Raw genomic sequence first — 20,344 nt, 5'->3', positions numbered from 1 at the left:
TTTTATGAATAATAAGCTATCTGTATCGATCATTACTGTATGCTTCAATAGTGAGGCAACGATTCGTGGCACATTGGAGTCTGTGCGGTCGCAGTATTATGAAAAACTTGAGCATGTTGTGGTCGATGGTGCCTCGAGTGATGGCACCGTAAACATTGTGAATCAGTACCGTGATAGCGTCAGTACCGTAGTTTCGGAGCCGGATCGCGGTTTGTACGACGCAATGAATAAGGGGATTCACCATGCTACCGGCGATATTATTGGGATTCTGAATTCGGATGATTTTTTTGAAAATAAAGAGGTGGTTTCTGCGGTTGTGCGTCTATTCGAGGATCATCCAGAGATTGATATCGTATTCGGTGATGTGGTCTTCGTTGAGCCTGACAATCTCGAGCGAGTAACACGTTATTACAAGAGCGGCCATTTTCGGCCCTGGAAACTCCGTTTCGGATGGATGCCGCCGCATCCTGCAACGTTTGTCCGGAAAGGCGCATATGAGCGGGTAGGTAAATACCGTCTGGATATGCGTATTGCGGCAGACTACGACATGTTTGTTCGCTGGTTATTGGTGGCTGGTTTAAAATGGCAGTATCTGGATAGAGTGCTCGTTCGCATGCGTGCCGGTGGAGTCAGTACCAGCGGTATCCGAAGCAGCATCCGGCTGAATCGGGAGATTGTCCGCGCCTGCAGAGATAACGGCGTATACACCAATCTGCTGCTTGTTTTAAGCAAGATTCCGTTCAAATTGCTGGAGCTGATCAGGCGGCCCATGCCATGACCAGGCAAAGGATATTGGTAACCGGGGCTTCGGGTTTTGTTGGCGGTGCCGTTGTAAAGCGCCTTTTAGAGCACCCTGAGCTTTACGACGTTGTGGCAGCAGGTCGCTCGGAGCGGGGCGTTGACAGTTCAGCTTGCCGGGTTGTTTCCGGCCTGGAACTGAGTGAGCCAGCCGGCTGGGCTGAAGCGCTTCAGGGTGTTGATGTCGTAATTCATTGCGCTGCTCGCGCTCATGTGATGAATGACACTTCTTTGGATCCGCTAGCAGAGTTTCGGCGTGTGAACGTTGATGGCGCTCTGAATTTGGCTACTGAGGCCAGCAAAGCCGGGGTTAAGCGCTTGGTGTTTGTGAGTACGGTTAAAGTCAATGGTGAGAGCACCAACCACCGCGCTCCATTCAGGGAGACTGATGAGCCGTCGCCGGAGGACGCATACGCTCGTTCAAAGGCTGAGGCCGAGTGGAAGTTGCGCGATTTCTGTAAGCAAGTGGGCTTGGAGCTGGTGGTGGTGCGTCCTCCGTTGGTTTATGGGCCGGGCGTGAAGGGTAATTTCCTGAGTTTATTGAAACTGTGTAACTTGCCGGTACCGCTGCCATTTGGTTCCATGAAGAACAAGCGAAGCATGGTTTATGTTGGCAACCTCGCAGACTTCCTGGCTCACTGTATTGGTGGACGAGGGGCTGCTGGTGAGACGTTTCTGATTGGTGATGATTTAACGCTTTCTTTGGCTGAGCTTCTGAAGAACCTCCGGCGAGCGCAGGGGAGAGCGGCTTGGCTGGTACCTGTGCCGGTTTTTCTGTTTCGATGGTTGGGAGCTGTGTTGAGCAAGGCAGAGGCTGTGAACCGTTTGACGGGAGAATTGACGATCGATTCGAGCAAGGCTCGGAACGTTTTGGACTGGTCTGCCCCTTATTCAGTTCAGCAAGGACTGAAAGCGACGGTGGACGCTTTCCATCAACGCCCGCAATCCGGAGAGTCCGCGTGATCAGAGTTCTGGATATTCTATTTGCCACTCTGGGGCTTGTGTTTGGCCTTCCGTTTCTGGTGGCTATTTATGTCGTTGGATTGCTTGATACTGGCTCACCTCTGTTTCGCCAAGAGAGGGTTGGCCGTTGTAAAAAGCCGTTCATCCTGGTGAAGTTTCGTACCATGGCGCCGGAAACCAAATCGGTCGCCAGCCATCTGGCTGATTCGTCGTCCATTACGCCAGTTGGCCGATTTCTCCGGCGGACCAAGCTTGATGAGCTGCCGCAACTCTGGAATGTGCTCAAGGGCGAGATGAGCCTGGTGGGCCCTCGGCCGTGTTTATTTAACCAGGTGGAGCTCATTCAGGAGCGGGAGAGCCGCGGGGTGCTCGATGCCCGGCCTGGCATTACCGGGCTGGCGCAAGTGAATGATATTGATATGTCCACCCCTCAACTGCTTGCAGAAACCGATGCAGTAATGCTTCGCTCCTTGGATTTGAAGCATTATTTCCGATATATCCTGCAGACGGTGACAGGCAAAGGGGCGGGGGATCGCGTTAAATCGCGGGAGTAGACGATGGTAGCCAGCGTTATCAATTCTATTCTGGGATGGTCCAGGCCTCTAAAGCGATTCATCTCGGTACTTGCAGACTTTCTGCTGCTCTCCGTCGCGGTTTGGGGGGCGTTTGCGTTAAGGTTCGAAACCGTCAGCTGGATGCCGGACAGCAAGCAATTGATTGTTTGTTTCGCGGCGGTTCTGGTAACGATTGGCGCATTCATCAAGCTGGGTCTGTATCGAGCTGTTATACGTTATCTCAGTGAACATGCGTTTCTGGCCATTATCGTCGGGGTGGCTTTTTCAAGCGTCGCTCTTATCGTTTTCGGTTTTCTGTTTCAGGCCCTGGTACCGCGCTCCGTGCCAGTCATTTACGGCGCCTTTGCGTTTCTTCTCGTTGCCGGAACACGCTTTACGGTTCGCGCTATTGTCCGACGGCCCAGGGAGAAGGCCAAAAATAGTGTGCTTATTGTTGGGGCTGGCCCCAAAGGTCTGCAATTAGCATCTGCCCTGTCACAAGGCGTTGAGTATCGTCCGATAGGTTTTGTCTCGCTGTTAAGCAGCAATCATCGTTCGGTTATTGGTGGCTTGCCGGTCTACTCGATTGAGCATCTCGAAAAAGCGGTGAAAGAGCTGGATGCTTCCCGGGCGTTGCTGGCGTTGGAAGATGCTGTACCGGTGAACAGAAAGCAGTTGCTCTCGTCCCTGGAGAAGCTCTCCATTCCGGTTCAGACTGTGCCGTCGATGTCTGAGCTTGTGGCGGGCCAGGCCCGCATTAATGATATTCGGGATCTGGAGATTGAGGATTTGTTGGGGCGTGATCCCGTTCGGCCGGATACTGCCATTGTCTCGGAAAGCCTCTACGGAAAGTCAGTTATGGTCACGGGGGCCGGCGGTTCCATTGGCTCTGAACTGTGCCGGCAGATCATTCGACACAAGCCCAAGGTGTTGGTGTTATTTGAGCAATCCGAGTTTTCGCTGTACTCCATTGAACGAGAACTTCGGTCCATCAGCCAGATAGAAAGCCTGGATGTAACCGTACACGCAATTCTTGGGAGTGTGACTCACAGAAGGCGGTGTGAGGCCGTTTTGAAGGCGTTCCGTGTTCAAGCGGTATATCATGCGGCCGCCTATAAGCACGTGCCTTTGGTGGAGCACAATGTCATCGAGGGTATCCAGAATAACGTGTTTGGTACCTGGCATACTGCAGAAGCGGCCATCGCGGCGGGTGTCGAGCGATTTGTGTTGATCTCAACAGATAAGGCCGTTCGCCCAACCAATGTGATGGGTGCGACCAAGCGTATGGCAGAGCTTGTGCTGCAGGGCTTGTCGCAACGCCAGAGCCAGACTGTTTTCTCTATGGTGCGCTTCGGAAATGTGCTGGGTTCTTCTGGATCTGTGGTGCCTCTTTTTCGAGATCAGATTCGCGATGGTGGGCCAGTCACGGTTACGCACCCGGATATCATCCGCTATTTCATGACCATTCCGGAAGCCAGCCAGTTGGTGCTGCAGGCTGGCAGCATGGGGCAGGGGGGAGAGGTTTACGTGTTGGATATGGGCGAGCCAGTAAGAATAGCCGACCTTGCCCGTAAGATGATCCACTTGATGGGGCTTGAGGAGAAAACTCAGGATTCTCCCGACGGCGATATTGAGATTGTATATACCGGATTGCGACCGGGCGAAAAGCTTTTCGAGGAACTGCTGATAGGCGATAACCCTCAGGGTACGGCTCACCCTAGAATATTGATGGCGCGCGAAGTGTCATTGACATGGGATGAAGTTGAGGAGTATCTGGGGCGACTAACGCGAGCCAGCCAGAGCTTTGACTGTAAAGCCGCATTGAATATTTTGATAGAAGCCCGAACGGCCTATTCGCCTAACGGGGATGTGGCTGACCTGGTTTGGTGTAAAGCTGGGGCGGAAATTCCGGAACATCACGATAAGGATGGCAAAGTCCTCCGCTTGAGCTAACCGCATCGAACCGTTCCACTTGGGACGTCAACAAGGACTGTTGAATGATTCAGATAAAACACCACGGCGCTGTTAATGGCGTCACAGGCTCCTGCCATGAGCTCCGGGTTCCGGATTTTGGCATTCTGGTTGATTGCGGCCTGTTCCAGGGGCAGGAAAAAGGCCGGGCTTCCTCTGCCATGGAGCTGGCGATTGATTTTCCCATTGATCATATCCGCGCCCTTGTGGTCACTCACGTCCATATTGATCATGTCGGGCGGATTCCCTATCTATTGGCAGCCGGGTTTGATGGGCCGATTGTCTGCTCTGAACCCTCCGCCATCATGCTGCCGGAAATTCTCGAAGACGCTTTGAAGATCGGTTTTACCCGGGATCGGGCTTTGATTATCCGGGTTTTGGAGCGTATACGTAGCCAGTTGGTGCCGCTGCCCTATGGCCAGTGGCATGAGGTGGTTGCCGAGGGCGATGCTGCGCTGAAAGTCAGGTTGCAAAGGGCCGGGCATATTCTCGGTTCTGCCTATGTGGAATGCGAGGTCCACGATGGTCATCGCAAAGAGCGTATCGTTTTCAGCGGGGATCTTGGCGCGAGTCACGCACCGCTCTTGCCAGAGCCTGCGTCACCTGAAAAGGCAGATCGGCTGGTTATCGAAAGTACCTATGGCGATAAGAAGCATGAAGGCCGGGAAAGCCGCCGCTATCGATTGAAATCGGTTCTTGAGCATGCCCTGGAAGACGGCGGTACGGTTCTGATTCCAGCATTCAGTATCGGGCGCACCCAGGATCTGCTCTATGAGATCGAAGGGCTGATTGCCGAGTTTGGGGATTCTGAGATTTCACAGTCGAGCGCAGAAGGCGCCTCTGGATCACTCCGATGGCAGGACTTGGAAATTGTTGTGGATTCGCCTCTGGCCGCCGAATTCACCAGAATCTATCGGGATCTCAAGCCATTTTGGGATGATGAGGCCCGGGAACGGGTCAGTGCCGGCCGGCATCCTCTGTCGTTCGAGCAGCTTACGGTGATCAATTCCCACCAAGACCATTTGAATGCGGTTGAGTATTTGGCTCGGACTCATCGTCCCTGCGTGGTTATTGCGGGGTCTGGGATGTGCGCTGGCGGTAGGGTAGTGAATTACCTGAAGGCGATGCTGGGCGATGCCCGAAACGATGTGGTTTTTGTGGGGTATCAGGCTGCTGGAACGCCCGGGCGGGATATTCTGACTTATGGGCCACGTGGTGGATGGGTGGAGCTGGACGGAGCGCGTTATAGTATTTCCGCTCGCGTTCACACTGTTGGTGGCTATTCGGCCCATGCCGGGCAGGATGATTTGCTTCGGTTTGTTGCAGGCATTCCTGAAACACCCGCCGAAATTCGCATTGTTCATGGCGATTCGGATGCCAAGCACGCTTTTAAACAGGCGCTGGAGGCAATTGCACCGGATTCTGATATTCTGATTCCAGTAGGATAACGGGGTGAGCATGCGCTAGTCATGCGATGGTTTGCCCAGGCGCTGAGACCTTATTTAAGGCAGGAGAGTATATGAAAAGGATTGCAGTAATCGGCCTTGGTTACGTTGGCTTGCCATTGGCGGCTGCATTCGGCGAGAAGCGTGAGGTGGTTGGCTTTGATATCAATCCCAAACGGATTGCCGAGCTGAAGGATGGCATAGATTTCACGCGCGAGGTAAGCAGGGAGGAGTTGGCGTCGTCGTCGAAACTTTCGTTTACTGATTCTCTGGATGGCATTGCTGATTGCCAGGTCTACATCGTGACCGTGCCAACCCCGATTGACGAATACAAATCGCCAGACCTTACCCCGTTGGTAAAAGCCAGTGAGAGTGTGGGTAAAGTCCTCAAGAAGGGCGACATCGTTATTTATGAATCCACGGTGTTCCCCGGTGCCACTGAGGAAGTCTGCGTTCCGGTTCTGGAAAAAATGTCTGGCCTCAAGTTCAATCAGGACTTCTTTGCCGGTTATAGCCCTGAACGTATCAATCCGGGTGATAAAGAACACCGCGTTACCACCATTATGAAGGTAACTTCGGGCTCCACTCCCGAGATTGCAGATGAGGTGAATAATCTCTACGCAGATATCATTACTGCCGGCACTCACAAAGCCAGCTCAATCAAAGTGGCGGAAGCGGCCAAGGTAATTGAAAACACTCAGCGGGATTTGAATATTGCGCTGATGAATGAGCTGTCGATGATTTTTGCCCGCATCGGGATCGATACCCATGAAGTGTTGGCCGCTGCTGGTACTAAATGGAATTTCCTGCCGTTCAAACCCGGATTGGTCGGCGGGCATTGTATTGGCGTAGATCCGTATTACCTCACCCATAAAGCTCAGGCCATTGGTTACCATCCAGAGATTATTCTTGCTGGCCGCCGTGTGAACGACAATATGGGGCCGTACGCTGCCGCTGAACTGGTCAAAGCGATGATCAAGAGGGGGCATACCATTGCCAATTCTCGTGTATTGGTAATGGGGCTAACGTTCAAGGAAAACTGCCCGGATTTGCGTAATACCCGCGTTATTGATGTGGTTAATGAGTTAAAGGATTTCGGTTGTCAGGTGGATGTCACGGACTGCTGGGCCAATAATGAAGAAGCCGAACATGAGTATGGTATTTCTCTGGTCCCGGAACCGAAAGCCGGTGAATATGATGCGGTATTTCTTGCAGTACCGCACCGTGAATATGCAGGTCTTTCCGCTGAGCAACTGCGTGCTTATACCAATAGCAACGGCGTTTTATTTGATTTGAAGGGTGTATTGCCGTTAGGGCAGGCTGATTTGCGCCTTTGATCTTTATGCGAACTACGAAGCCGGCCATTGTGCCGGCTTTTTTATTAAGTGGATTTAAGTAATTTGTTTTGCCTCGTTTCGGTTTCTCTATTACTATTTGTTTCGACTCTCGGTCATATTTACTCAGTATTTAAAGCCCCACGATAAAAGGTTTTATTTCCATGGCAAAGATTAATGATTATTACCAGAAGAAACAGCTGATGGAGAAGCTGGCCGCCGAGCTGGAGAAGCTCGAAAAGGACCAGGCACTGAAAAGCGAATTGGAATTCGAAAACAAAGTTCGCGATTTGATGAAAGAGTATGACAAATCACCGAAGGACGTTCTGCAGATTCTGTCTGCTATTGATCCTTCTATCGCTGGCGCCAAGGCCGAGACTGCAACCGGTACCCGTGCCAAGCGTCCGCTGAAAACCTACAAAAACCCGCACACCGGTGAAATGGTAAAAACCCGCGGTGGCAATCACAAGACTCTGAATGAGTGGCGTGAAAAGTACGGTAAGGAAGCGGTACAGAGCTGGCAGCAGGATTAATTGCCCATTCCCCTCTCTCAATCGTGGGAGAGGGGAGTATCAACTGACAACAACTTTGTTTCGCCCGCTTTCCTTGGCTTTATACAAAGCCTCATCTGCCTTCTGCATCCACTGCATATAGTTCTCAGGCGTTTCGGTTAGTTGCGCGATGCCCATGCTTACCGTGTATTGAATATCCCCGGCACTGGTGCTAACGGTACTTTTTTCTATAGCCTCCCGAATGCGCTCGCAAATGACCCGGGCACTCTCGGCATCGGTTTCTGGCAAAATAATGCCGAACTCTTCACCGCCATAGCGGCCGGCACTGTCAGATTGCCGGATGTTGTTGCGCGTAACATCGGCGGTATGGCGAATGACTTCATCTCCGGCCAGGTGGCCGTAGGTGTCGTTCACCGGTTTGAAGTGGTCGATATCGAACATCACAAGGCTTGTGGCCTGGCCATATCGCCGGAAGCGCTCATATTCGGCATCCACCAGATTTTCCCAGGTGCCGCGGTTCAGCAACCCCGTCAGGCGATCCGTCATGCTGAGTTTGGCGAGCTGTTCGTTCGCACGTTCCAGGGCCCGTTTGCTGCTGGCAAATTCGGTAACGTCATATACCAGCAGGCAAACCTTCTCTACCTCTCCGTTAGGGGCTGTAATCGGGCTGATGGTCAGGTTCTGGAACATATATTCTTCAGTGCCCGTGATCGGGCGTGTATTCCGGAACTTGAACAGGTAAGGGCGCTGCTCCCAGGAGGTAAAGGCCCGGGTGTTCAGCATGGCGACGGCATCTACCTTGCGCGTAAGCCAGGCTTCCGGGATGTCCGGAAAGACTTCAAACAGTACCTTATCCCGAATCTGTCTGGCGGTAATGCCGCTATGGTGTTCCATAAAGCCGTTCCATGCCTGGACGTGGAAATCCAGGTCCAGCACCACCAGTCCCACCTCAACGGATTCGAGCATGTCCATTAACCAATGGAATTCGTTGGCGTCCTGATTAAAGGCCATAGTTAATCCACCAGATACGCGAGGCGTTTTTCAAGGAATGGGATGGAGTCCTCGGTTAGCAGGATCAGCATGTTGCATCGGATATCCCGGTTTTCCAGAGCATAGCTGATCTCAATACACAGCAGCTGTTCTTCCCGCTTGCTGTGATGATCCAACAGTTCGTTAACCGGGCGGTGCTGGCCGAGAACGGTCGGATGACCCAGGCCCAGCTTCAGGTCGAGCTGATCGCCAATACCGTTGATGAACGCGCCAAACAATATGCTCGACATATCCATGAGCACTTCCACGTTCACGGATTCGCCTTCCAGCACGTCATAGTGCAGCAGTTCGGCCATTTCCCGGAAACTGGCGTCTTCAAACAGCAGGAGGGCCTCGCCTGCGATACCGGCGCCGGTAAAGCCCTGGCAAACGGCTGAATAGTTTTCTGCTCGTTGCGCAGCCGATATCGCCATGTGCAGCTCAGAGTTGGCGATAAATGCGACTTTGGGGATAGGTTGTTTGACAAACACCTTTAGCAGCCGGGCCAGCAGATCTGAGGACCGGCCCATGGCCACGTTGGAGATCTCCTGCAGGTAGTCGCTCAGGCTTACTGAGATTTCCGGGGCTGCTGCCTCTCGACTGTGCAGGCTGGCGTCGTTCAGGGCAGTGTCTTCAAGCTCGGATGGGCGATAGAAGCCGTACTCTTTGAGTAGTCGGGAGACAACGCCGGTGTCGGTTGGCTTCTTGATGAAGTCGATGGCGCCCAGTTTGCGTACGCGCTCCCGGGCTTCGGGTTGGATATCACCAGAGACTACGATGGTCAGAACCGGAAGATCTTCGGAACGAATGTGTTCCAGCACCTGGTAGCCGTCGAGTTCCGGCATGTTCAGGTCCAGAAATAACAGCTCGGCTTTCTGATCGCGAAGTATGGTTAGCGCCTCCTTGCCATCTCCGGCGAAGAGGATGTCGTCTGCCAGGCCGGGTGGCAGAGCTTTGGCCATTTGTTTGCGCGCCAGTGCAGAGTCGTCGCAGATCAATATTCTGGTGGTCATGGAGTGCCGTTTGGGGCCTTTAACGAAAGGGTGTAAGTATACCAATCTCAAGCGTTGTGTATATGCGGGCTACATTACAAGTTCGCTAAGCTACATGTTGGTTCCTAAGTTAGTTTAGTCCTGTGACGAACATCAAGCTTGAACAACAAATGACGGCCACGTAATGAATGAATGTGATGTACCTCACTCAATGTACGAGGCTCGGTCGGATATAGTCGTGTTGCGGTCAAAAAGAAACAGTTTGTTACAAAGAATAACGGGCCGCATGCCAGCACCGAAATAATAAAACCAGCGGGCAGGCATGGAGTCGGGTGTCGAAACTGACTCACTAAAACAATCAGAGACACAATCTATGACAACGCAAGCGTACGGATGCGCTGCCCTTACCATGCTTTGCCTGGGTATTTCGCCCGTTTCCCAGGCAGAACTTGAACCCATTTCAGATAATGCAATGGGTAAGGTAACCGGGCAGGCTTTTATGCAGATTGAGAATATTCCAGGCCAGAACCATGAGTTCACGCGCATGACGCTGACCATGGATGTGGAAACCCGCGTGAATATTGATGATATTCAGGCCGGCCAGATCAATGGCGGCACGGATTTCTCTGCCACCCACCTGGCCCTTGGTCACATCGCCCGTAACGATGGCGAGGTTTTCAACGGCAAAACCTACAACGCCGGCGAGGAAATTCCTTTCGAAGCACGCATGCCCTACATCGAACTGGCGGAAGATGCCGCCGGTCTTGCCGGGTTCCGCATGGGGTTTCAGCAAGCTCGGGGTTCGGTGTCGTCTAACACCACCAGTTTCAGCGGTAATATTTCCGGGCTTAAGGTTCGGGAAGATGTGTCGGGCACCATATACGATACCGCGTTGTTTGCCGGGGAAGGAGAGACGGCCACTAATTATCGGGCGTCCCATATTGGTATTGCGCCCAATGGCAGTGAAACGATGACCTGTATTTCGGGTGTAAACTGCGCACCACTGACCAACCTGCGGTCCGTTATCGTAGGCGAGGAAGGCTCCGCCGAAGGCGAGGTTGCCTTTACCGATGGGTTTTTTATCGGTTTACAGCGCGATGATAATGTCGCTTGGCAGACACTGGATGGTGCCAACACCATCAGTGTAGGGAAAGGTGTATTTATTAACCTGCCAACGAATATGACGGTAGATTTGAGTCAATTGACGGGTGGAGGTGTCGACCGCCTGCGCACCCATCAGTCGGATATGGGTACCAAGCTGTTCTAATTGTGGTGGCTAGCAAAGCATAGAAGGGTCGAAAGGCAAGGATGCCGACACTACTGCTGCTCAATGGTTTCAAGTTCTTTTTCTACGCCAATGACCATCCGCCCGCCCATGTTCATGTGCTCCGAGGTGAACGATGGGCTAAGATTGAGTTGTCGACTTTCGCGGTAAAGTACAGCACCCTCAAGAATCAGGAATTGAGGGAGTGCCTGAAGATCGTTGAACGTCATCAATCTGATTTTCTGGAGAGGTGGAATGCCTGGTTTCAAGGGTAAATCCGTTCATATTGACGACCGTCACTTGCACGTGGAGTTGGAAGACGGCCGCGTAATCTCCACGCCTGTGCATTGGTACCCTGAGTTGGAGGCAGCCTCTATTGCGGAGGTGCGTCAGTATCATTTCATCTGCGATGGTACGGGCATTGAGTGGGAGGCGTTGGACTATCACCTGAGCATCGAGGCGATGTTGACAGGTAATGCTCGGCAAAGTGCCGCGTAAGTTTGTTAAACTCCTGCGTCTGACTTTACTTCGGTTGCAGGAGTCTTCCTTTGATCCGCTCTTTCTACTGGCACGATTACGAAACCTTTGGCGTAGACCCGGTTCATGACCGGCCCTCCCAGTTTGCGGGTGTGCGCACCGATGCGGATCTGAATATCATCGAAGACCCGCTGGTGATCTATTGCAAGCCAGCCGACGATTACCTGCCTTCTCCTGAAGCCTGCCTGATTACCGGTATTACTCCTCAGAAAGCGCTGGAGGACGGATTTCCGGAAGCGGAGTTTATCGCCCAGATTAACGCGGCTTTCAGTCAGCCTGGCACCTGCGCCGTAGGCTATAACAGCCTGCGTTTTGATGATGAAGTCACCCGCCATACGCTTTACCGTAATCTCCGGGATCCCTATGCCCGGGAATGGCAGAACGGCAATTCCCGCTGGGACATTATTGATATGGTGCGGCTGACTTATGCTTTGCGGCCCGAAGGTATCAACTGGCCCCGCAAAGAAGATGGCAGCCCGAGTTTCAGGCTGGAAGAGCTGACAGTAGCCAATGGCATTGCTCATGAGGCTGCCCACGATGCCATGTCGGATGTGCTGGCCACCATTGCCGTGGCAAAGCTGATCAAGGAAAAGCAGCCAAAACTGTTTGATTTCGTTCTGAACAACAAAGACAAACATTCCGCGAGGCAAATGCTGGATACCGCCGCTATGAAGCCGGTGTTTCATATTTCCGCCAAGTACCCGGCAGCAAGGGGTTGTTGTGCGCTGGTGGCGCCGTTGGCAGAGAGCCTGAGCAATAAGAACCAGGTGATCGTTTACGATCTTCGGGAAGACCCGGAGGCGCTGATTAACGCCTCGGTAGAAGAGATCCGTGAGCGGGTATTTACGTCTCAGGCGGAACTGGGGGAGGGCGTTAGCCGCTTTCCACTGAAAGGTGTGCAACTGAACAAATGCCCGGTATTGGCGCCGGCGACCATGCTCTCCACGCTGTCACAAGAGCGGTTGGCCGAGCTGGAGCTGGATGGAGACGTACTGCGGGCCAACCTGGCCAAACTGCGCAAAGCTCCGGACCTGCCCGCCCGTGTTGCCCAGGCATTCGAACAGGATTTTCAGGGCAGCGACCTGACCGATCCCGACGAGCAACTTTACGCTGGCGGTTTTATCAGCAAAACCGACCGGGAGAAACTCAACTGGTTGCTGACCCAACCCGTGGATACCCTGGCCGAGCAGGAAATGAGCTTTGAAGACCCCCGCTTGCCGGAGATGCTGTTCCGTTACCGGGCTAGGAATTATCCGGATACCCTGATTGGCGAGGAAATGGAGCGCTGGGAGCAGTTTCGTACCGAACGGTTGATGCAGCCGAAAAAAGGATGGCGCTCACTGGAAGCCTATGGTCAGGAGCTACAGCGATTGGCAGCTGATACGGAGCTGACGCCCAGGAAGCAGCAGATACTGGAGGACTTACATCTCTATGGCGAATCCCTGATTCCCTATATGTAAGTGGGGTCAGACCTAAAGACATTTGGCGTTTGCAAATGTTCGGGGGGCTGACCCCTTTTATTTCTCGAATAGGACAGAAATATCGTCGGCGGTAATGGCCGAGCTGAAGGTATCAGCTTTGCCGTACAGACCGTCTGCAAGCTGGCTCTTCCTTGCCTGTAGTGCCTGAATTCGCTCTTCTACCGTGCCTTCGGTAATCAGGCGATACACGAAGACAGGTTTGTCCTGGCCAATGCGCCAGGCGCGGTCTGTGGCTTGTTGTTCGGCTGCGGGGTTCCACCACGGGTCATAGTGAATAACGCAGTCCGCGGCGGTCAGGTTCAGGCCGGTACCACCGGCTTTCAGGCTGATGAGGAAGACCGGGCTCTCGCCATTCTGAAACCGTTTAACCGGTGTGGCGCGGTCTCTGGTTTGGCCGGTGAGTTTTTCATAGCCTATGCCTGCCGCCTTCAAAGTGGTTTCGATCAGCGCCAGCATGCTGGTGAACTGAGAGAAGATGATGACCTTGCGTCCCTCATCCAGCAGTTGTTCCAACATTTCCATTAAAGAGTCGAGTTTGGCCGAACCGGCTGTTTCTTCCGGGTTAAGCAGAGCGGGATGGCAACAGATTTGCCTGAGTTTCAGGAGCGCATCCAGTATTTCTATCTGGCTTCTTGCTGCGCCCTTTTCGGCAAGCAATTTGCGAATGCGCTTATCCATGGTGGCGCGGATGGTCTCATACAGATCTTTCTGCTGGCGATTCAGCTCAACGTGACGCACGATCTCGGTTTTTTCCGGCAACTCGGGGGTTACCTGATCTTTCGTGCGCCTCAGCATAAATGGTCGCACCCGGCGGCTCAGCTCCGCATAACGGCTCTGATTGCCCTGTTCTTCAATAGGTTTTCGGTAGTGTTCGCGGAAGATTTTCTGGTCTGCCAGGTAGCCCGGCAGAATAAGATCAAACAGGGCCCATAGCTCCCCGAGGTGGTTTTCCATTGGTGTGCCGGTAAGTGCGATGCGGTTTTCGGCTGGCAGACGGCGAGCCGCTTTGGACGTCACGGTTGCCGGGTTTTTCAGGTGTTGGGCTTCGTCGAAAAAAGCCAGGCTGTATGACTGGTTCTGGTGCTGTTCCAGATCCCGGTGCAGGAGTGGGTAGCTGGTGATCACCAGATCAGCCTCCGCCACCATGTCGAAGAATGGTTTACGACGTTGGCCATGGATCACCAGGCGTTTCAGTCCCGGGGTGAATTTCTCGGCTTCTGCCTCCCAGTTGGCAATAAGCGTGGTCGGGCATACCACCAGAGCAGGCGCGGAAAGCCGACCTGCGGCTTTTTCGGCCTGAATACAGGCTAGGGTTTGCAGGGTCTTGCCCAGGCCCATATCGTCGGCAAGAACGCCACCGAGCCCGAATTCTCGCAGGAACATCAGCCAATTCAGGCCATCTTGCTGGTAGTGGCGCAGCTCTGCCCGAACCTCTGAGGGAATTGGAACATGGTTTAGTGCCTGAAAGGACGTGAGTTTTTCACTGAGGTTGCGCAATTCTGCGTTGCATTGCCAATCTGCCGCCAGATCACCCATTACCTGGGCCGCATCCAGTTTTGGCAGCCTTAGTTTGCCGCCACGTTCTTTCCCTAACAGGCTCAACAGGGTTCGGGCCAATGGTCGGATGCGGTCTGAAACAACCCGGATGAGGGCGTCGCCGTTATGGAGCCAGAGGGTTTCAGGCAAGGCATCGTCACTGTCATTGTTGAGGTCGAGATAAACCAGGGCCTGTTGTAGTAGCGGAATCAGGTCAATCTGTGTGCCGTTGTAGTCAATACCCACTTCAACATCAAACCAGCCCGGCGATTCTTCATCCGGCTTCAGACTGCCGTGCAGCTGGTCTATTTCAATAACCGGTACATCAAAACTCTCGTCCATTTCAATTTGCCAGCCGCCTGCATCCAGTCGCGGTAAATCGAAGGCAATGAAATCCAGCCACTGGTTACGGGTTGGCAAGGTGAAATCGAGAAAACTGCCATACGGTAAGGCGTTAACCATGTCTGTTTCGAGATGATCGGTCATTGTTCCCGCCATTTTGAAATCGGGCAAATCACGATGTAGCCATTCGATTTCCGCATCCTCATCCCGAATGACCAGCAACGGTCCATTGTTGCCATCAATCAGAACCCGGGGTTCCTGTTCCGAGAACGCTACCCGGTGGCCTTCATAGCTGAACATTAACCTCGCCATTAGCAGTGGCAGTGCCCCGGGGGCGGGATGCTGAAGGCTGTACAGCTGCAGTATCGGCTGGGGTGCTGCCTGCACCATGGAGGGCTCCTGGAAAGATTCAGGCAGAACGGCGCCGGCTTTTTCCAGTATGGGCGCAAGATCTGGCAAAGCCTGCTGAAGCTGGCTTTCCGCCAAGGGAGGGCACTGTTGCAGAAGCGCGGTTGTGCGGGCATCCAGCGAGTTCTCCACCCGCCCGATCAGGAGCTCCTTTTCGTCCAGATAGTAGGTGGGCGAGGTGTTCAACAGCCGAATGTGTGACGGGAGCGCCTTGCTGACCAGCTGCCAATGTTGTTTATCTGGCAACTGCATCCACTCAAAGCCGGATTCTAGAGTCTCTCCGAGTTGAAGCGGCGGGTTTTGAGTGGATTCCAGAAAGAAGCGGCGGGTTTTCAGCGCCGATTCAATAAAATAGGCGCCCGTGGTGCCCTCCAGAACCGGTGCAACACGAAATGCTGTGGGCAGTGCGTTTAACCATGTGAGCGGTGCTATATCGCTCTCTCGCAGGTATTTCGGGCGATCGTATTCAAGGTTGGTACGGCTCCACACGGTGGTTTTGGAGCCACTGGAATATTCTCCCGATTTACGACGCCGAACCTTGTTCACTGACAGGGTCTGCTGGCTGCGGTGTGGCTCTATGTGGAGCAGATACGCCAGACATTCAGGGTTGGAAGCGTTGTCAATCGAGCTGAAAACTGAGGCCGCCTGTTCCAGCCATGTTTCCGCCGCCGGGTATTTGTAACGAGTATCGGGTTCCGGTTCGTATTTTTCAGCACTCAGGCCTGCTTCGTAATTGGCCTGAAGTATAACGGCCGCCGCATGCTTACACCGGAACCCCACCGGGCAACTGCAGAAGGTGTTTATTTTTCCGGGCAGGTAGCGGTCGAACCGAACCTCGGTGATATAGAGCTGGCGCTGGCTGCCAGAAACCTCCGCTCGCAGCACCTGTATGCTCATGCCTTCGGTTTCACGAACCAGGTTTTGTACCCGGCCCTGGCTGAAATAGCGCTTGCCTCGTTGCAGGCTGTTGGCGTCAAAGTTGAGGTTCAGGTTTGCTTGCGAGACTTGCATGGCTGAGAGCGGGCACCGGTAGATTCAAAAAAGGGAAAGCTACCGGAAACCAGCACCATGCTCAAACGAATTTGGGCCAGGCCCTCCGGACATTTTGCCTGGGCAAATGTCCGGAGGGCCTGGCCCCCATTGTTTAGCGCCGACGCTGGAAATACACGCTCAGGTTCTGCCCCATCAGGCTTTGAACTTCACTACCCAGGGCTTCCGCCTGGATCTGGCGCTGTACCGGGCCGGTGGCCAGGCTGTGGCCATCTTCATCCCGGGCTTTAATCAGCTTCCACTCCACTTCATTGCTCACCAGGGCCAGCAGCTCTTTGAGCTGGTCGGCGTCCTGCGGCCGGAACCATCGATCGCGGCAGCCGCCCAGGCTGTAGAAGTCTTCGTCATTCAGCAGCTCTGTCCAGAGGGTATCTTGCCGGTTGGCCAGTACCATCCTGCGAAGCTGCCGCAAGGCTGTGCGAGTGGGTTGCAGATTGTGCTCGGCGACCAGGCGGCGAATCTGTTTGTCGCCCTGGGTTTGCTCGGCCAGCGCCGTGTGCATGTGCACAATGGCACCGGTGTTCGAGGCGGTATTGATGAGTGCGGCCAGAGAAAGCTCGGTCATGGCTGGTGAGGGCACACGGCCCACTTCCAGCCAATGGACCTTGTGGCCATCGGCCACAAAACGCTGTGCGATGGACCAGGGCCAGAACACGATGTTGTCCATGTTCAGGCTCTGGGCCATGCGGGTGCCCTTGGCGATGTTCGCCAGGGATTCATCAACCGCGATCACTTCCACGTCGTCCAGGTATTGCGCCAGCTCCATCGCTCGCTGGCCGGACTGCGCACCGCACACCATGATGCGCAGAGTGGCCGGAACATTATCGGTGTCCAGCCCCAGTTCGGTGGCCATCAGTGTTTTCAGACTGCTCTCTGTGCGATAGGCCAACCGCGACCAGGACGGCCATGCCTGGGGAACATCGTTCTTCTCCAGGCAGAGTTCCTCGGCTTTTTCGTCAAAATTCTGCTTGATGGCCTCTTCTTCTGCCCGGTTGTAGTAGCTGGCTGCCATAATGGGTTGCATGGCCAGTGGCCAGTCCACCAGGTTCCATTGGCCGAGTTGAACTGCAAAGTTCTGGTGGAAAAGCGCACCATACATGGCGCTGATCATCAGAGAGCCAATCAGGGCCTCTTGAGGTTCCCCTACGGCGAATTGCGCCATGATGCTTTCATTGATGGTGGCCGCCAGGCGTTCCTCATCGTCTTCCGCGGCCAGCGCGAAGCCGGTGCGGTCGGCGTATTCCGCGATCGCCAGGCAGAGGGGCTGCAGTTCGTCCCTCAGGCTGGCCGTTTGAGCGACCTCCGCCATAATGGCGCGGCGCAGTAGCACCACCAGTTCTTCCACAGCGGCATTGGGCATCAGAGTTTTCTGGAGCGCCAGGATCAGCAATTCATCTTCTGCCGCGGCATCCAGGAAGATTTCGGCGTTAGGGTTATCCAGGTCGTATTGCTGCTGGATGATTGCGCCGACAAAGTGGCCGATTTCCTGGTGTGGCAGACCTTCCTGCCGAAGCAGGGCAATGGCGTCCAGCGCCAGATCGCTGTCGGCTTTGTGAACCTGAAGGTGCTGCGCGCAGGAGAGCATGCCGGAATAGACAGAGTCCCATTCCGATCCGCTTTGGAGTAACTTTCGGTAGTGCAGGTAGGCAACATCAAACTGGCCTTGCAGCCGTTTGGCATGAGCAACCCCGCAGAAAGCGGCGGCAGATTGCCGGTCGCATTCCAGTGCCTGCAGGAAATACTCCTCCGCCAGGGCGGGGCGCTCGCTCTTCAGTGCCCAATAGCCGAGGTTGCAGTATTGCTGGGCCTGCGCCGGTTGCCGATTGAGGCTGGCATTGAACAGGGCATGGGCCTTTTCAAGCTGGCCGTCGTCCATCTCCACTCGGCCGAGCAGGCCAAGGGCCGCTGCGTGTTCGGCCTCCAGCGCCAGCGCCTGATTCAGGTATTCCCGGCATTCATTGCGCGCTTTCAGCCGCTGAATGTAGGAGAGCCCGTTGCTGTTGGACTCGCCATACGCCAGGTTTGCCTGGAGCACCAGGCGCGCGACCTGAGCCTGAACGGAGCGGGAAAGATGCGCGTTATGATGTTGTACTTGCATGGAACACCTCGTTACCAGCCAATATCCGATGCGGCAAAGGTCTGCAGTTTTTTGACGGTTTGCCGGGGTTTGAGGGAGGTATTGCGAAAGGTGTGCCAGTTTGGTGGGGACGTAACGAAAAACGGCCAGGTGATTAGCCTGGCCGTTTTTAGATCTCCTATTTTGCTAAGGTTAGCCCTGCAGCAACTGCAGTACCTGCTGTGGTCGGGCGTTGGCCTGAGCCAGAACTGAAAGACCAGCCTGCTGGAGAACCTGGGTTCTGGCAAGGTTCGCAGACTCCGCCGCGAAGTCGGCATCCTGGATCCGGGAGCGAGCTGCAGAGAGATTCTCTGAAGTGGTGCTCAGGTTGGCGATGGTAGATTCCAGTCGGTTTTGTACTGCACCCAAGTCTGCTCGGATACTGTTTATGGTTTCCAGCGCAGAATCCAGTACCCTCATGGCGCTGCTGGCACCTTCAAAGTCGCTGATATCTATGTCTGCGAGTTTCTCGTCGGTTGAGCCGAAAGTGTCCGTCGTGGCGAATATCCCGGTGGTACCTCCCACGGAAGAGGAGACTGCGAAGCTGGTAGCGGAATCAAATGTGATTTCCCCCGCAACGCGAGCACTATCTGTTCCACCACTTTGGAGAGTTTGCTGATCTTCGGATGAACCTGTCAGTGTGATTTCTGGCGGGGTGCCGCCACCGCCGTTACTTGAAAAGCCCTCTATGACAATATCTTTGCCGGTATCCTGAATGAGGGTCAGCTTGCCACCGTCAACTTCTGCTGTAATCCCTGTTTTGCCGCTGCTGGCGTTGATCTCACGAGCCAAGGGCTCAAGATTGTTAACATCGGAAATCTGAGCGGAAACCGTAGCCTCGGTTCCATCACCGGTAGACAGCTTCATTGTCACGGTACCACTCGCGGTTAAGCCATCCATCTCCACCGTAGTTCTTGCCGATGCTGTAACGCCGGTTGTTTCGGCTTTTTTATTGATTTCAGCAGCAATGGTCTCAGCCGTTGCGCCAGCGGAATTGATGTTGACTACCTGCTCATCCAGCGAACTTGAAATGGTAATATTTTGAGCTGCCAAGCCGTTGGTACCCGGTGCCGTCCCGCCTGATGCAGCGCTTATTGCCCCTGTGCCGGTAGATCCGCTGGCAGCCGCAATTGTTTCCAAGGTATTGTTGGCGAGGGTATTGATTCGCGTGCCGGTGATCGAGACTGAAATCGTTTGCCCTTCATTAGCGCCCGCCTGGAATTTCTGCGCCTGAAATGTCCCATCGAGAAGTTTCAGGCCGTTGAATTCGGTAGTTGTCGCGATGCGCTCCAGTTCTTGTTTGAGCTGGTTAACTTCCGCCTGAAGTGCTTTTCTATCAGAAGCTGAGTTGGTGGCGTTCGCCGCCTGTACGGCAAGCTCTCGCATTCGCTGAACAATGTTTCCGGATTCTCCCAGCGCACCCTCAGCAACCTGCGCCAGAGACACGCCATCATTGGAGTTCCGCACCGCTTGGTTCAAGCCTCGAACCTGAGAGGTAAAGCGCTCTGCTATCGCCAGGCCGGCAGCGTCATCTTTTGCCGAATTGATGCGCAAACCAGAGGACAAGCGCTGAAGCGTTGTATTTGCATCCTGCTGAGAGGCATTCAAATTGCGTTGAGCGTTCAGCGATGCGATGTTGGTGTTTATGATCTGAGGCATGTCTTTTCTCCCTGCTCAGAGGTGCCGAATTCCATAGCCTAGTGAGTTTGGCCAGAAACAAATATCGGCAATGTGCGTGTTATGTTTGATGATGCCTAATGTCAAGCCAAATTCGTGCCAGGTCTATTTTGAATGTTTTAAGCTATTGTTTTCTTTAATTTTTCGGATTCTTGCTTTTTAAGCTAAGAGTTGCTTCTGCCACATTTTTGGCGCGAAAAGAGGAAAAGGCTTGCCGCCCTGAGTATCCTGAAGGGTATGCTCGTTGATGTGCTCGGAGTGCAGATTTCTTGATTGTTTCGGATAAAAAGGTGGTAGTTTATTATAGAAATTTATTACCGAGAGAGGTTTGTATA

16 protein-coding genes are annotated in these 20,344 nt (G+C 53.8%); 11 read left to right on the top strand and 5 right to left on the bottom strand.

Annotation, left to right across the window (positions count from 1 at the left end; genetic code table 11):
• The first annotated feature begins 4 nt into the window (after positions 1-4).
• The 7 genes from OZ656_RS13570 (at position 5) to OZ656_RS13540 (ending at position 7,598) form a co-directional block, all read left to right on the top strand.
• Complete coding sequence (locus OZ656_RS13570; RefSeq protein ID WP_286714647.1) at positions 5-778, top strand: glycosyltransferase family 2 protein; 774 nt, start codon at positions 5-7, stop codon at positions 776-778.
• The gene (locus OZ656_RS13565; protein WP_286714646.1) at positions 775-1,761 is read left to right on the top strand and encodes an NAD-dependent epimerase/dehydratase family protein; all 987 of its coding nucleotides are present in this window, start codon (positions 775-777) and stop codon (positions 1,759-1,761) included. The genes OZ656_RS13570 and OZ656_RS13565 overlap by 4 nt, the downstream gene beginning before the upstream one ends.
• On the top strand, positions 1,758-2,315 hold the full coding sequence (locus OZ656_RS13560; RefSeq protein ID WP_379944610.1) for a sugar transferase: 558 nt from the start codon (positions 1,758-1,760) through the stop codon (positions 2,313-2,315). The genes OZ656_RS13565 and OZ656_RS13560 overlap by 4 nt, the downstream gene beginning before the upstream one ends.
• Positions 2,316-2,318: 3 nt before the next feature.
• Entirely contained in the window at positions 2,319-4,268 is a 1,950-nt protein-coding gene (locus OZ656_RS13555) for a nucleoside-diphosphate sugar epimerase/dehydratase (protein ID WP_286714644.1), read from the top strand.
• A 44-nt stretch (positions 4,269-4,312) separates the two neighbouring features.
• A complete protein-coding gene (locus tag OZ656_RS13550; RefSeq protein WP_379944609.1) occupies positions 4,313-5,734 on the top strand; it encodes an MBL fold metallo-hydrolase in 1,422 nt (473 codons plus the stop codon).
• A 71-nt stretch (positions 5,735-5,805) separates the two neighbouring features.
• Positions 5,806-7,068, top strand: coding sequence for a Vi polysaccharide biosynthesis UDP-N-acetylglucosamine C-6 dehydrogenase TviB (gene tviB / locus OZ656_RS13545; protein ID WP_379944608.1), 1,263 nt, complete (start codon positions 5,806-5,808; stop codon positions 7,066-7,068).
• Between the two features lie 161 nt (positions 7,069-7,229).
• Positions 7,230-7,598: a histone-like nucleoid-structuring protein, MvaT/MvaU family gene (locus OZ656_RS13540; RefSeq protein WP_011786054.1), complete on the top strand. Its 369-nt coding sequence runs from the start codon at positions 7,230-7,232 to the stop codon at positions 7,596-7,598.
• A gap of 39 nt (positions 7,599-7,637) precedes the next feature.
• On the opposite strand, the gene OZ656_RS13535 is transcribed toward OZ656_RS13540, so the two are convergent.
• Together OZ656_RS13535 and OZ656_RS13530 are read right to left on the bottom strand one after the other, a co-directional pair.
• The gene (locus OZ656_RS13535; protein WP_011786053.1) at positions 7,638-8,588 is read right to left on the bottom strand and encodes a GGDEF domain-containing protein; all 951 of its coding nucleotides are present in this window, start codon (positions 8,586-8,588) and stop codon (positions 7,638-7,640) included.
• Positions 8,589-8,590: 2 nt separating this feature from the next.
• The gene (locus tag OZ656_RS13530) at positions 8,591-9,619 is read right to left on the bottom strand and encodes a response regulator (RefSeq protein ID WP_011786052.1); all 1,029 of its coding nucleotides are present in this window, start codon (positions 9,617-9,619) and stop codon (positions 8,591-8,593) included.
• A gap of 352 nt (positions 9,620-9,971) precedes the next feature.
• On the opposite strand from OZ656_RS13530, the gene OZ656_RS13525 reads away from it, so the two are divergent.
• Genes OZ656_RS13525 through sbcB form a run of 4 tightly spaced genes read left to right on the top strand, consistent with a single transcriptional unit; the run spans position 9,972 to position 12,859 of the window.
• A complete protein-coding gene (locus tag OZ656_RS13525) occupies positions 9,972-10,865 on the top strand; it encodes a DUF6160 family protein (protein ID WP_041656421.1) in 894 nt (297 codons plus the stop codon).
• A gap of 41 nt (positions 10,866-10,906) precedes the next feature.
• A complete protein-coding gene (locus OZ656_RS13520) occupies positions 10,907-11,137 on the top strand; it encodes a DUF4160 domain-containing protein (protein WP_011786050.1) in 231 nt (76 codons plus the stop codon).
• Positions 11,118-11,360 carry a DUF2442 domain-containing protein gene (locus OZ656_RS13515; RefSeq protein WP_011786049.1) on the top strand — a complete coding sequence of 81 codons (243 nt, stop codon included), beginning with the start codon at positions 11,118-11,120 and terminating at the stop codon, positions 11,358-11,360. The genes OZ656_RS13520 and OZ656_RS13515 overlap by 20 nt, the downstream gene beginning before the upstream one ends.
• Positions 11,361-11,410: 50 nt before the next feature.
• Entirely contained in the window at positions 11,411-12,859 is a 1,449-nt protein-coding gene (gene sbcB / locus OZ656_RS13510; protein WP_379944607.1) for an exodeoxyribonuclease I, read from the top strand.
• Between the two features lie 57 nt (positions 12,860-12,916).
• Here sbcB and OZ656_RS13505 read toward each other — a convergent pair whose 3' ends face one another.
• From OZ656_RS13505 to OZ656_RS13495, 3 genes are all read right to left on the bottom strand, one after another.
• Positions 12,917-16,177 carry an SNF2-related protein gene (locus OZ656_RS13505; protein ID WP_379944606.1) on the bottom strand — a complete coding sequence of 1,087 codons (3,261 nt, stop codon included), beginning with the start codon at positions 16,175-16,177 and terminating at the stop codon, positions 12,917-12,919.
• Positions 16,178-16,310: 133 nt separating this feature from the next.
• Positions 16,311-18,314, bottom strand: coding sequence for a hypothetical protein (locus tag OZ656_RS13500; protein WP_379944605.1), 2,004 nt, complete (start codon positions 18,312-18,314; stop codon positions 16,311-16,313).
• A gap of 171 nt (positions 18,315-18,485) precedes the next feature.
• The gene (locus OZ656_RS13495; protein WP_379944604.1) at positions 18,486-19,991 is read right to left on the bottom strand and encodes a flagellin; all 1,506 of its coding nucleotides are present in this window, start codon (positions 19,989-19,991) and stop codon (positions 18,486-18,488) included.
• Positions 19,992-20,344 lie beyond the last annotated feature (353 nt).

The sequence above is a fragment of the Marinobacter sp. LM1 genome (assembly GCF_042763285.1).
Lineage (GTDB): Bacteria > Pseudomonadota > Gammaproteobacteria > Pseudomonadales > Oleiphilaceae > Marinobacter > Marinobacter nauticus.
This window is presented reverse-complemented; position numbering and strand designations above follow the sequence as displayed.

Coding starts and splice junctions, on each gene's coding strand:
- OZ656_RS13570 (WP_286714647.1), top strand. CDS start 5: ATGAATAATAAGCTATCTGTATCGATCATTACTGTATGCTTCAATAGT.
- OZ656_RS13565 (WP_286714646.1), top strand. CDS start 775: ATGACCAGGCAAAGGATATTGGTAACCGGGGCTTCGGGTTTTGTTGGC.
- OZ656_RS13555 (WP_286714644.1), top strand. CDS start 2,319: ATGGTAGCCAGCGTTATCAATTCTATTCTGGGATGGTCCAGGCCTCTA.
- OZ656_RS13550 (WP_379944609.1), top strand. CDS start 4,313: ATGATTCAGATAAAACACCACGGCGCTGTTAATGGCGTCACAGGCTCC.
- tviB (WP_379944608.1), top strand. CDS start 5,806: ATGAAAAGGATTGCAGTAATCGGCCTTGGTTACGTTGGCTTGCCATTG.
- OZ656_RS13540 (WP_011786054.1), top strand. CDS start 7,230: ATGGCAAAGATTAATGATTATTACCAGAAGAAACAGCTGATGGAGAAG.
- OZ656_RS13535 (WP_011786053.1), bottom strand. CDS start 8,588: ATGGCCTTTAATCAGGACGCCAACGAATTCCATTGGTTAATGGACATG.
- OZ656_RS13530 (WP_011786052.1), bottom strand. CDS start 9,619: ATGACCACCAGAATATTGATCTGCGACGACTCTGCACTGGCGCGCAAA.
- OZ656_RS13525 (WP_041656421.1), top strand. CDS start 9,972: ATGACAACGCAAGCGTACGGATGCGCTGCCCTTACCATGCTTTGCCTG.
- OZ656_RS13520 (WP_011786050.1), top strand. CDS start 10,907: ATGCCGACACTACTGCTGCTCAATGGTTTCAAGTTCTTTTTCTACGCC.
- OZ656_RS13515 (WP_011786049.1), top strand. CDS start 11,118: ATGCCTGGTTTCAAGGGTAAATCCGTTCATATTGACGACCGTCACTTG.
- OZ656_RS13505 (WP_379944606.1), bottom strand. CDS start 16,177: ATGCAAGTCTCGCAAGCAAACCTGAACCTCAACTTTGACGCCAACAGC.
- OZ656_RS13500 (WP_379944605.1), bottom strand. CDS start 18,314: ATGCAAGTACAACATCATAACGCGCATCTTTCCCGCTCCGTTCAGGCT.
- OZ656_RS13495 (WP_379944604.1), bottom strand. CDS start 19,991: ATGCCTCAGATCATAAACACCAACATCGCATCGCTGAACGCTCAACGC.